At 62.8% G+C, this 11,286-nt stretch carries 11 protein-coding genes; 8 read left to right on the top strand and 3 right to left on the bottom strand.

The genetic code is table 11. The annotated features are described in order from the left end of the window. Positions 1–39 precede the first annotated feature (39 nt). The 5 genes from atuD (at position 40) to J4P02_RS12745 (ending at position 5,005) form a co-directional block, all read left to right on the top strand. Complete coding sequence (gene atuD, locus J4P02_RS12725; RefSeq protein ID WP_426190682.1) at positions 40–1,197, top strand: citronellyl-CoA dehydrogenase; 1,158 nt, start codon at positions 40–42, stop codon at positions 1,195–1,197. Next, positions 1,194–1,991: an enoyl-CoA hydratase/isomerase family protein gene (locus tag J4P02_RS12730; protein ID WP_426190684.1), complete on the top strand. Its 798-nt coding sequence runs from the start codon at positions 1,194–1,196 to the stop codon at positions 1,989–1,991. The genes atuD and J4P02_RS12730 overlap by 4 nt, the downstream gene beginning before the upstream one ends. A gap of 57 nt (positions 1,992–2,048) precedes the next feature. After that, positions 2,049–4,019: an acetyl/propionyl/methylcrotonyl-CoA carboxylase subunit alpha gene (locus J4P02_RS12735; protein WP_426190686.1), complete on the top strand. Its 1,971-nt coding sequence runs from the start codon at positions 2,049–2,051 to the stop codon at positions 4,017–4,019. Between the two features lie 87 nt (positions 4,020–4,106). Then, a complete protein-coding gene (locus tag J4P02_RS12740) occupies positions 4,107–4,646 on the top strand; it encodes an exonuclease domain-containing protein (RefSeq protein WP_426190688.1) in 540 nt (179 codons plus the stop codon). Between the two features lie 74 nt (positions 4,647–4,720). Beyond that, a complete protein-coding gene (locus J4P02_RS12745; protein ID WP_011062476.1) occupies positions 4,721–5,005 on the top strand; it encodes a pyrimidine/purine nucleoside phosphorylase in 285 nt (94 codons plus the stop codon). Between the two features lie 72 nt (positions 5,006–5,077). Here the strand turns inward: J4P02_RS12745 and J4P02_RS12750 are convergent, their stop codons facing one another. Together J4P02_RS12750 and J4P02_RS12755 are read right to left on the bottom strand one after the other, a co-directional pair. Next, positions 5,078–5,881 carry an MOSC domain-containing protein gene (locus J4P02_RS12750; RefSeq protein WP_426190691.1) on the bottom strand — a complete coding sequence of 268 codons (804 nt, stop codon included), beginning with the start codon at positions 5,879–5,881 and terminating at the stop codon, positions 5,078–5,080. A 93-nt stretch (positions 5,882–5,974) separates the two neighbouring features. Beyond that, positions 5,975–6,910 (bottom strand): chemotaxis protein CheV, encoded by a 936-nt coding sequence (locus J4P02_RS12755; protein WP_426190693.1) that lies wholly within the window; start codon positions 6,908–6,910, stop codon positions 5,975–5,977. Positions 6,911–7,472: 562 nt separating this feature from the next. Between J4P02_RS12755 and J4P02_RS12760 the strand changes: the two genes are divergently transcribed. From J4P02_RS12760 to J4P02_RS12770, 3 genes are all read left to right on the top strand, one after another. Continuing rightward, positions 7,473–7,910 (top strand): hypothetical protein, encoded by a 438-nt coding sequence (locus J4P02_RS12760; protein WP_426190695.1) that lies wholly within the window; start codon positions 7,473–7,475, stop codon positions 7,908–7,910. 538 nt (positions 7,911–8,448) lie between these two features. After that, positions 8,449–9,342 carry a sensor histidine kinase gene (locus J4P02_RS12765; protein WP_426191090.1) on the top strand — a complete coding sequence of 298 codons (894 nt, stop codon included), beginning with the start codon at positions 8,449–8,451 and terminating at the stop codon, positions 9,340–9,342. Continuing rightward, a complete protein-coding gene (locus J4P02_RS12770; RefSeq protein WP_426190697.1) occupies positions 9,339–10,001 on the top strand; it encodes a response regulator in 663 nt (220 codons plus the stop codon). The genes J4P02_RS12765 and J4P02_RS12770 overlap by 4 nt, the downstream gene beginning before the upstream one ends. A gap of 1 nt (position 10,002) precedes the next feature. On the opposite strand, the gene yegS is transcribed toward J4P02_RS12770, so the two are convergent. Continuing rightward, positions 10,003–10,899: a lipid kinase YegS gene (yegS, locus tag J4P02_RS12775; protein ID WP_426190699.1), complete on the bottom strand. Its 897-nt coding sequence runs from the start codon at positions 10,897–10,899 to the stop codon at positions 10,003–10,005. Positions 10,900–11,286: the final 387 nt, after the last annotated feature.

Raw genomic sequence — 11,286 nt, forward strand, 5'->3', positions numbered from 1 at the left:
AACTTCGCGGTCTGACCCCACTTGAGGAGCACAACCAGAATGATCTTCACCCAGGAACACGAAGAACTGCGGCGCACGGTGCGCCAATTTGTCGACCGCGAGATCAACCCCCATGTGGAGGAATGGGAGAAGGCCGGGCGCTTTCCCATCCACGAGATTTTCCGCCAGGCCGGCGAGCTGGGGCTGCTGGGGATTTCCAAGCCGGAAAAGTTCGGTGGCATGGGCCTGGACTACAGCTACTCGATAGTCGCCGCCGAGGAGTTCGGCACCATCCATTGCGGCGGCATTCCCATGTCCATCGGCGTGCAGACCGACATGTGCACCCCGGCCCTGGCGCGCTTCGGCTCCGATGAGCTGCGCGATGAGTTCCTGCGTCCGGCCATCAGCGGCGAGCAGGTGGGCTGTATCGGTGTTTCCGAAGTGGGCGCCGGCTCCGATGTGGCGGGGCTCAAGACCCACGCCCGCAAGGACGGCGACGACTATGTGATCAACGGCAGCAAGATGTGGATCACCAACTCCCCCAGCGCCGACTTCATCTGCCTACTGGCCAATACCTCGGACGACAAGCCCCACGTCAACAAGTCGCTGATCATGGTGCCGATGAACACCCCGGGCATCAGCCTCAGCTCGCACCTGGACAAACTCGGCATGCGCAGTTCGGAAACCGCCCAGGTGTTCTTCGACAATGTGCGGGTGCCCCAGCGCAATCGCATCGGCCATGAAGGCGCGGGCTTCATGATGCAGATGCTGCAATTCCAGGAAGAGCGGCTGTTCGGCGCCGCGAACATGATCAAGGGCCTGGAGTACTGCGTGGACAGCACCATCGAGTACTGCAAGGAACGCCGGACCTTCGGCAGCCCGCTGATCGACAACCAGGTGATCCACTTCCGCCTGGCCGAACTGTCCACCGAGATCGAGTGCCTGCGGGCCCTGGTGTACCAGGCCACCGAGCAGTACGTGCGCGGCCAGGACGTGACTCGCCTGGCCTCCATGGCCAAGCTCAAGGCCGGGCGCCTGGGCCGCGAGGTCAGCGACAGTTGCCTGCAATACTGGGGCGGCATGGGTTTCATGTGGGACAACCCGGTGGCCCGGGCCTATCGCGATGTACGCCTGGTGTCCATCGGCGGCGGTGCCGACGAGATCATGCTGGGGATCATCTGCAAGCTGATGGGCATCTTGCCGGGGAAAAGGAAATGAGCCCGCTGCCCCACTGCCAGACCCTGCTGCTGGACCTGCAGCAGGGGGTGCTGTCGATCACCCTCAACCGCCCCGACAGCCGCAATGCCATGAGCCTGCAGATGGTCGCGGAACTGCGCACGGTACTGGCCACGGTGCAGGAACGGCGCAGCGTGCGCGCCCTGGTGCTGCGCGGTGCCGACGGGCACTTCTGCGCCGGCGGCGACCTCAAGGACATGGCCGGCGCCCGGGCCCACGGCAGCAGCGCCTACCGCGAGCTGAACCGGGCCTTCGGCGCCTTGCTGGAAGAGGCGCAACAGGTGCCTCAGGTGCTGATTTGCGTGCTGCAAGGCGCGGTGCTGGGGGGCGGTTTCGGCTTGGCTTGCGTCAGCGATATCGCCATCGCCGAGCACAGCGCCCAGTTCGGCATGCCGGAAACCAGCCTCGGCCTGCTGCCGGCGCAGATCGCCCCTTTCGTGGTGCAGCGCATCGGCCTGACCCAGGCCCGGCGCCTGGCCCTGAGCGCCGCCCGTTTCGACGCTGTCGAAGCTCAGCGCCTGGGCCTGGTGCATTTTGCCGAGGCTGATCCCCGGGCCCTGGAAGAACGCCTTGAACAGCAGTTGTCGCAAGTCCTGCGCTGCGCGCCCGGGGCCAACGCTGCGACCAAGGCCCTACTCCTGGCCAGCGTCGACCAGCCTCTGGGGGCCTTGCTGGATCAGGCCGCCGAAGACTTTGCCCAGGCTGTCACCGGTGCGGAAGGCCTCGAAGGCACTCTGGCCTTTGTGCAGAAACGCAAGCCGGCCTGGGCCAGCTGAGCCCTTGTAGGAGCCGGCTTGCCGGCGAACGCCCTCCACCGATTCCCGGGAGCCTGTATGCCCGCTTTCAATAAGATCCTGATCGCCAACCGTGGCGAAATCGCCTGCCGCATCCAGCGCACCGCCCAAGCCCTGGGTTACCGCACCGTGGCCGTGTTCAGCGACGCCGATGCCCAGGCCCTGCATGTGCAGATGGCCGACGAAGCGGTGCATATCGGCCCCTCGGCGGTGCAGCAGTCGTATCTCGACAGTGCGGCGATTCTCGATGCCGCCCGGCGCAGCGGCGCCGACGCCATCCACCCCGGCTACGGCTTTCTCTCGGAGAACGCCGAGTTCGCCGCGGCCTGCGTAGCAGCCGGCCTGACCTTTATCGGCCCCAGCGCCGCCGCCATCGAATTGATGGGCAGCAAGCGCCGTTCGAAGATCGCCATGCTCGAAGCCGGCGTGCCCTGCATCCAGGGTTACCAGGACGAAGCCCAGGACGACGCCACCCTGACCCGCGAAGCGCAGCGCATCGGCTACCCGCTGATGATCAAGGCCAGTGCCGGCGGTGGCGGGCGCGGCATGCGCCTGGTGCACCAGCCCGAGCAGTTGCTGGAACAGTTGCGCACCGCGCGCTCCGAGGCCCTGCATGCCTTCGGCAGCGACGAGCTGATTCTGGAACAGGCGCTGATCGAGCCCCGGCATGTGGAAGTGCAGATCTTCGGCGACCAGCACGGCGGGCTTATCTACCTGGGGGAACGGGACTGTTCGATCCAGCGCCGCCATCAGAAGGTCGTCGAAGAGGCGCCCTGCCCGGTGATGACCGAGGAGCTGCGCCGGGCCATGGGCGAGACCGCGCTCCAGGCCGGGCGCGCGGTGAACTATGTCGGCGCCGGTACCGTGGAATTCCTGCTGGATGCCCGTGGCCGGTTCTATTTCCTGGAAATGAACACCCGCCTGCAGGTGGAGCATCCGGTGACCGAGCTGGTCACCGGCCTCGACCTGGTGGCCCTGCAACTTCAGGTAGCGGCCGGCGAGCCGCTGCCCCTGGGCCAGGAACAGGTGCAGCTCAATGGCCATGCCATTGAAGTGCGGCTGTACGCCGAGGACCCGGCGCAAGGTTTTCTGCCACAGACCGGCCAGGTGCTGCGCTGGCAACCGGCGCTGGGAATCCGCACCGACCATGGCTTGCAGGAAGGCCAATGGGTCAGCCCCTTCTATGATCCGCTGCTGGGCAAGCTGATCGCCCACGGCGCCAACCGCGAGGAAGCGCGGCGCAAGCTGTTGCGCGGGGTCGAGGACTGCCTGCTGCTGGGACTGCACAGCAACAAACGGTTGCTGGCCAATCTGCTGCGTCACCCGGTGTTTGCCAGCGGCGAGTTCAGCACCGCCTTTATCGCCGAGCATTTTGCCGACGACCCCAGCCTGCAACCCCTGGTGCCCAGCGCGGCGGACCTGGCCATAGGCGCCGCGCTGCTGTACCAGCACAGTGCCCTGGCCCACGCCGGGCCCCTCAGCGCCTGGCGTAATAATGCCGGCGTGCCCCTGTGCTATCGCCTGGGTCACCACGACCGGCAATGGACGCTGCAATTGAACCCGTCGACCTCGGGCTTGTTGCAGGTACAGCTGGAGCAGGAACAGTTGGAGCAGGAACAGTTGGCGCTGAAGATCATCGACGCCGATGGCCGCTACGCCACCCTGGAGCTTGACGGCATCCGCCGCCGTTATGCCTATCAGGTACAGGACGGTGATATCTGGCTCGACAGCGGCAATGCCGGCCTGCATCTGCAGGATTTGACCCGGGCACCAGTCCAGGGCCAGCAGGGCGCCCATTCCGGCACCCTCAAGGCCCCCATGGATGGGGCGATTGTCGATGTGCTGGTCAGCGAGGGCATGCGCGTCAGCCAGGGCCAACTGTTGCTGGTGCTGGAGGCGATGAAGATGGAGCACCCGCTCAAGGCCGGAATCGATGGCGTAGTCACCCGACTGCAGGTCAACCTCGGCGATCAGGTGAAAAACCGCCAGATCCTGCTGGAGGTGCAATAGCCCAGCTCGCGCTGCGAGCCCCTAGGCGGATGCCGCGGCATTGGCTACGCTCAAGGCTCATCAAGATGCTCAAGGCTGGAATGCACGATGCCCCACTGGCTGGTAATAGATCTGGAAGCCACAACGGACGAGGGGGGTTGGCCGGTGAGCGAGATGGAAATCATTGAAATCGGCGCCACCCTGGTTAACCGCCAGGGCCGCGAACAGGACCACTTCCAGCGGTTTGTAAGGCCCTTGCGCCGCCCCCGTCTAACCCCTTTCTGCCGTGAACTGACCCATATCACTCAGGCCAATATCGACAGCGCCGCGCCCTTGAGTGAGGTCTGGACCCTGTTCGAGCGCTGGCTGGGGCAACATCAGCCGCGCCTGGAGGGCTGGGCCAGTTGGGGCGACTACGACCGCAAGCAGTTACAACTGGAGTGGCACAACCAGCAGTTGCACAGCCTGCTCAATGATGTGCCGCACATGAACCTCAAGCAGCGCTTTGCCAAGGCCAGGCGTCTGGAACGGCCCCTGGGCCTGAATGCAGCCTTGCAGTTGGCGGGCATGCAGTTCAGCGGCCAGCAGCATCGAGCCCTGGAAGATGCGCGCAATACGGCGCGTTTATTGCCGCTGATTCTTCCTTGATGGCAGCAGGTGACGACCCCGAAGGCCTTGTGCATACTGGCCGGCCTTTTTGACCCTTTCTTGAGGAATCGCCCATGTTTAAAGTCAACGAGTACTTCGACGGCACCGTCAAGTCGATTGCCTTCGGCACGGCCGAAGGCCCCGCCACCATCGGCGTCATGGCCCCGGGCGAATACGAGTTCGGCACCGCACAACGGGAAATCATGCATGTGGTGTCCGGCGCCCTGACCGTACGCCTGCCCGACAGCGCCGACTGGGAAACCTTCCCCGCCGGCAGCCAGTTCAACGTACCGGCCAACAGCAAGTTCCAGCTGAAAGTCGCCGTGGACACCGCTTACCTGTGCGAATACCGCGGCTGATCGAGCCTGCGGCCTTATCGCAAAAAAAATGCCCGTCTCCCAGGAGACGGGCATTTTTCATGGTGAGGCAGGTTACTCGAGCACCGTTACCGGCATCCCCACCTGCAACTGCCCGGCGCCATCGTTGACCAGGTTCTGCCCGAACATCGCGCCATGCTCGTTGGCACGGTATTTCTGCAGGGTGGCCAGGGGCTCGCGATCGCCACTGCGCTCGCCGGTCTGCGGGTCGATGGTGGTCAGGATGCAGCGGGCACAGGGCTTGACCACGCGAAACTCGACATCGCCGATACGCACCCGCTTCCAACCGTCCTCGGCAAAGGCCTCGCTGCCTTCGATCACCAGGTTGGGACGAAAGCGCAGCATCTCCAGCGGGCGCCCGACACGGCCCGACAGCTCTTCGAGCGAAGCCTGGCCAATCAGCAGCAGCGGGAAACCATCGGCGAAGGCTACCTGGTCATCGTCCTTGCCGTAGCCGGCGGCAGTGCTCCGGGCGCGCTCCAGGGGCACCTGCACCAGACGGGTAGGCTTGCCGACGAATTGGCTGACCCATGCCGCGGCTTCATCCCCGGCGTCGGGAACCCGCAAGCTGTCCTGCCAGATAGTCACGCCGCGCAAGGGCGCATCGGCCGTCGGCAGCGCCACTTCAAGGCGGGCATGGCCGGAGGCGCTCAAGGTCAGGCCGCCCTGCTCATTCCACAAGGCCGACAGCTGGCTCATGCGTGCCACGGCGCGTTGGGTGAGGAAACGCCCACTGGCCTCATCCACCAGCATCCAGCGGCGATCGCCTTGCAGGCCGAGCTTGTCCAGGCCGATCTGTTGCAGGGCTTCGCCCTTGGCAGATTTCAACGGGTATCGATAAAGCGCGCTAAGACGCATGTCCAGCTCCCTGTGGGGACAAAACCCTCACCCTATACCAGCGCTTCGCGCAAACAAAGAAGCACGCCGGTAACGGGCAAGAATCGCGGCAAATCAGGCGCTGACTCCATCCATCATCAGGCGCTGGCGCACCACGTCCACCAGCTTGTCCGGCTGGAACTTGGAGAGGAAGTTGTCGCAGCCAACCTTCTTCACCATGGATTCGTTGAAGCTGCCGGACAAGGACGTATGCAGCACCACATAAAGCCCGCGCAGGCGCGGATCGTTGCGGATTTCGGTGGTCAGGCGGTAGCCGTCCATTTCCGGCATCTCGGCATCGGTGAACACCATCAGCAGCTTGTCGGTCATATTGACCCCGGTGTCGGCCCAGGCCTTGAGCATGTTCAGGGCCTTGAGGCCATCGCTGGCGATATGCATCTTCACCCCCAACTGGCCGAGGGTATCGCGCAACTGCGACAGGGCTACATTGGAGTCGTCCACCAGCAGCACTTCGCGATCACGGGCCCGAGCCAGGACCGGGTCGTCGAGCTTGTCCCGGGAAACCTTGGCGTTGTAGGGCACGATCTCGGCCAGCACCTTCTCGACGTCGATGATTTCCACCAGTTGGTCGTCGACCTTGCTGATGGCGGTCAGGTAATGCTGGCGCCCGGCGCTGGTCGGCGGTGGCATGATGGCTTCCCAGTTCATGTTGACGATGCGGTCCACGCCGCCCACCAGGAACGCCTGCACCGAGCGGTTGTACTCGGTGACGATGATGGTGCTGTTGGGCCCCGGCACCAGTGGACGCATGCCAATGGCCTGGGACAGATCGATCACCGGCAGGGTCTGGCCACGCAGGTTGACCACGCCGCAGACGAACGGGTGGCGCTGGGGCATCAGGGTCAGTTTCGGCAGTTGCAGCACTTCCTGGACCTTGAACACGTTGATCGCAAACAATTGCCGACCGGCCAGGCGGAACATGAGAATTTCCAGGCGATTCTCACCCACCAGCTGCGTGCGTTGATCTACCGTGTCGAGAATGCCGGCCATTAATGACTCCTGGGCTTGTTCTGATGAATTCACTAAAGACTGATATCGGCGGGCTGCGCCGGATCTTGACCCGCATGCGAAATGCCATGCAAAGCCATTGATGTCACATTAACATCATGGTTTACTGAAGCGGTCAATTCAGCAGCACAACTCTCCGACGGCACGACCCTGTTTCCGGTGGAAGGTTCCCGCGCCTAGGGGATTCCCCTAGTAACAATCAGGACCATCCTGATATTCGCAATATCCAATAGCCATTAATGTGACGCCATTCTCATTGCATGAATGGAGTCAGGCTTTTGTTTTTGATCGCAGAAAGGTGGCTCGGCACCCTTTCAAGCCTTAATTCCCTTGCTTATCCAGCCCCAGCGCCCATGCGCCGCTTCGCTGTGGCCGGCGTTTGGCAAGCCTGCGAAAACGGTGAAAATCGCTTTTCGCGCCAGGTTGCGATCGTTGATAACTGCCCGGATTCGTTCTATAGCCAACTGCAGAAACCGCGTTCCACGGTTAAACCGTTCAGCCAACGCCCTATCCCGCCAGCGGACACCCAGCCATGGAGATAAGCATGCTAAAGGACGGCCATGAGGGCGCAACACCCTTGCCCGAGTTCCTGCTGGAAGCCCAGACCCTGCTGGCCAGGTCGGAAGACTGCCTGAGCCATCTGCACCTGATCCGCAACGACGATGAAGCCATCAGTTGCCTGCTCACCAGCCTGCAGTGCCTGGCACAGATCGCTACCCGCCATGCCATCAGCCCGCTGGCCGAGTTCTCCCGGCATATCTTGGGCGTACTGCAACGCACCCAGCACCCGCTGGATATCAACGATCCGATCCTCGGCGCCTTGAAAAGCTGCCTGACCCTGATGGCCTGGCAACTGGAACTGATAGATCCACGCAACGGCCAGCTTAATCTGGACGACAGCGAACAGGTGATGCTGATTGAGGAACTGACGGATCAAGTGTCACAGAACTGCACCTGTGCCGATGCTTCTTGCCGCCATTGAAGTTGTACTTAGCGCGACGGACTGCGGATAAGAATTCCTCCCAGCAATAACCCGTAAGTTAGACAACATCGATAAAACATCGGGCAGCCTGTAGCACCCGGTCGTATTTGAATAATTCGTAGCCAAAAGCGACATCAGCCCAGCGCAAACAGCAACTAGCAGCCCCTCTGGAATGGCCTTTTGAAGAGGCTGAGCCCCATGAAACCAAGCTCGAACACAGCATTGCGGTGTGCTCCAGGGACACCCGCGAAAAGTGGCACGATCGTACCCAAACCAACCTGTTCCTGACTTTCAAGACATATATAACTGTGCGTATAAACGCGACCAACGGTATCTTCGGTGGTATTATGCCGCGCACAAACGGACATAGTTAGTGGCACATTGACTTCATTGTCGACCGCCATAACTTGGCCTGTGGAAGATAAACAGACAATGTTGATTGAAACCGGCTATTCAAGCCCTAGCGTTTATCAAACAAGCCCGGTCGTTCAAACCTGACCGGGCTCTTTGCAGCGAACATTCATTGGCTCCATCCGCTATGTACGCCAGCCTCAAGTCACTCTTTTCTTGGCCCCCTTCTCGAGATCATCTGCGCGGGCTCAGCCTGCTGCTGTGCTCCTGCACGGTCTTGGGCAACGTACTGATCTACTGCCTGGACCAGCCCCTGCCACTGTCCCTGCTGGTTCTCAATATCGCAGCGTTGACCTGCATCTGGGTGCAGTACGGCTATTCGCGCAAATCCATCCGTTTGCAGCCCCAGGAACTCGCCGAGCGCCTGCTGCAGGTCAAGGAAAACGAACGCCACCGCCTCAGCCGCGAACTGCATGATGATATCGGCCAGTTGCTGACAGCCGCGAAACTGCAGGCCGACTGGCTCAAGCGCCGCCTGCCGGACGACTTGCAAGACTCCTGCGCGGTGCTCGGCACGACCCTGGAAGAAACCCTGACCAAGGTCCGCGATGTATCGGCCATTCTCAATCCCCGGCAACTGACCAGCCTCGGGCTGGAAGCCAGCCTGCGTGCGCACCTGATCAAGGCCCTGGAAAACACCTCGCTGCACTGGAGCCTGGAATGCCGCCAGCACATGACGGGCATTCCCGAGGAAATGGCCGTCGCGGCCTTTCGCATCACCCAGGAAGCGGTGACCAACATGCTGCGCCACGCCCAGGCGAAGAACCTGCTGGTGCGCCTGCAACGGCTGCCCGAAGGCCTTTCGCTGTTTATCAGCGACGATGGCCAGGGCTTTGCCCCGGCGACCGACCCCGGCGCCCAGGGCCAGCGCGGCATGGCCGGGATGCAGGAACGGATCAGCCAGTTCGGCGGCCTGCTGAAGGTCACCAGCGAGGCCGACCAAGGCACTCAGATCGAAGCACTCTTCCCCTGGGCTCCCCGCACCGCGGAGCGGGCCCGCACGAATAAGGCTTTACCTTGACCTGTAATTTACTGTTGGTGGATGACCACTCGCTCATCAGGGCTGGCGTGCGCGCCCTGGTCATGGATATTCCCGGGTACGCGGTGGTCGGCGAAGCCGATGACGGCGCGCACCTGCTGGAGCTGGTGGAGAAACTGCATCCGGACATTATCCTGCTGGACCTGTCGATGAAGCGCACCGGCGGCCTCGACGCCCTGCGCCGGCTCAAGCAGGTGCATCCGCAGAGCCGGGTGCTGATCCTCTCGATGCACACCGATCCGACGCTGATCATGCAAGCCCTGGAATCCGGCGCCCACGGCTACCTGCTCAAGGACACCACCGCCACCGAGCTGGAACATGCCCTGCAAGCCCTGCGCAACAATGAGCGCTACCTGAGCCCGGCCATCGCCCATACAGTGATCAACCAGGCCCTGACCCGCGCCGCGCAGAAGCAACAGCCGCAGCCGGTGGACAATCACAACCTCACGGCCCGCCAGCTGGAGATCCTGCGGCTGATCGTGCGCGGCAAATCGACCCGGGAGATCGCCCTGGGCCTGGGCCTGAGCATCAAGACCGTGGAAACCCACCGTTCGCAGATCATGAAGCGCCTGCAGATCTTTGACGTTGCCGGGCTGGTGCTGTTCGCCGTGCGCGAACGCATCATCAGCCTCGACGACTGACTCAAGGCCCGGCCAGCAAGGGTGAGTTCGCCGGCAGATGCATCTGCAAGGCCGCGCGACGGGCGCTGAAACGCAGGCTTTCACCTTGCAGCGGCTCGCCGTCGAGGTTGATGTCCAGCCCACGGGCAGCCTTGATTTCAACCCAGGGCAGACGCGCCCGGACAAACAGGTTGTCGACGCCCAGCCCCCCGGCCAGCAGGTCCTTCAAGGTGCCCACCAGGTCCTTGGGGGCAGGCAGGATGCTGACATCCAGCAGCCCGTCGTCGGCCAGGGCTTGCGGGCACAACTCATGCCCGCCCCCCGCCTGCCGGCCATTGCCGATCCCCAGGGCCAGCAACTCGCCACGCCAGTGAAAATCCGGACCCTGCAACTCGCCATAGGCAGCACTCAACTCGGCAAAGCGCGACAACCCGGTAAACAGATAGGCCGCTCCCCCCAGGACCTTCTTCAGGTCTTCGGAGGTGTTGGCCGTAACCTGGCTGCCAAAGCCACCGGTAGCCATATTGAGAAACAGCTGCCCGCCGACCTCCCCCAGATCCACCGCCCGGGCGGGAGCCTCCAGCAGCTCCAGGGCTGCGGCGGGTTCCAGGGGCACTCCCGCAGCCCGAGCAAAGTCGTTGGCCGTACCCAGCGGCAGCAATGCCAGGCTGGCCGGCGCCTCGGCCTGGGCCAGGGCCTCGGCGATATCGCGCAAGGTGCCATCGCCACCGCCGGCAATCAGCCGGCGCTGACCGGCGGCCAGGGCTTCATGCACCAGGCGCTGGGCATCCCCCGCTTCCCAGGTCAGGCGTACCGCAAGCTCCCAGCCGGCCGCACGCTTGGCCTCGACCGCGGCCCGCACCTCTTCGTTGAGGGCTTGCTTGCCGTGCAATATCAACAGTGCTCTGCGCTCATTCATCGACCTTGCCTCCATTCGGCGATTGCATGAAGGATGTTGACCCTCGAGGTGCGGAAAAAAGTCTGTCGCAGCGGTTATTTTTTTGCCGCAGCCAGTCTGGCCGGCGCGCGTGCTGGCAATCATGGGGTCTGGTGCGGGCCCTGGAAAAATTTTTCACCTCTGTCGGATCTTGATTCGCCAGGCGCTGTTTCATGAGCTTTACTGACCCCCAGTCGCTTATATGAAGGGGTGCAGATAAAGCCATGTCTGGGGTCGGGGGCCCCAAGCAGTGCCGATATGGGCTTCTGTCTCTTCACGGGAATTCCGACCACGCAAGGAAAAGTGGACGTGATTTTTCAGGGGGCGCGAGCGGGCGCCGGGCAGTAACTATTACGAACTTCCCGGCGC

The sequence above is a fragment of the Pseudomonas sp. NFXW11 genome, from assembly GCF_049887815.1.
Lineage (GTDB): Bacteria > Pseudomonadota > Gammaproteobacteria > Pseudomonadales > Pseudomonadaceae > Aquipseudomonas.

What these genes read in the sequence shown, in the direction of transcription:
- J4P02_RS12740 (WP_426190688.1), top strand. Translation starts at nt 4,107, where the DNA reads ATGCCCCACTGGCTGGTAATAGATCTGGAAGCCACAACGGACGAGGGG.
- J4P02_RS12765 (WP_426191090.1), top strand. Translation starts at nt 8,449, where the DNA reads ATGTACGCCAGCCTCAAGTCACTCTTTTCTTGGCCCCCTTCTCGAGAT.
- J4P02_RS12730 (WP_426190684.1), top strand. Translation starts at nt 1,194, where the DNA reads ATGAGCCCGCTGCCCCACTGCCAGACCCTGCTGCTGGACCTGCAGCAG.
- J4P02_RS12755 (WP_426190693.1), bottom strand. Translation starts at nt 6,910, where the DNA reads ATGGCCGGCATTCTCGACACGGTAGATCAACGCACGCAGCTGGTGGGT.
- yegS (WP_426190699.1), bottom strand. Translation starts at nt 10,899, where the DNA reads ATGAATGAGCGCAGAGCACTGTTGATATTGCACGGCAAGCAAGCCCTC.
- atuD (WP_426190682.1), top strand. Translation starts at nt 40, where the DNA reads ATGATCTTCACCCAGGAACACGAAGAACTGCGGCGCACGGTGCGCCAA.
- J4P02_RS12735 (WP_426190686.1), top strand. Translation starts at nt 2,049, where the DNA reads ATGCCCGCTTTCAATAAGATCCTGATCGCCAACCGTGGCGAAATCGCC.
- J4P02_RS12750 (WP_426190691.1), bottom strand. Translation starts at nt 5,881, where the DNA reads ATGCGTCTTAGCGCGCTTTATCGATACCCGTTGAAATCTGCCAAGGGC.
- J4P02_RS12760 (WP_426190695.1), top strand. Translation starts at nt 7,473, where the DNA reads ATGCTAAAGGACGGCCATGAGGGCGCAACACCCTTGCCCGAGTTCCTG.
- J4P02_RS12745 (WP_011062476.1), top strand. Translation starts at nt 4,721, where the DNA reads ATGTTTAAAGTCAACGAGTACTTCGACGGCACCGTCAAGTCGATTGCC.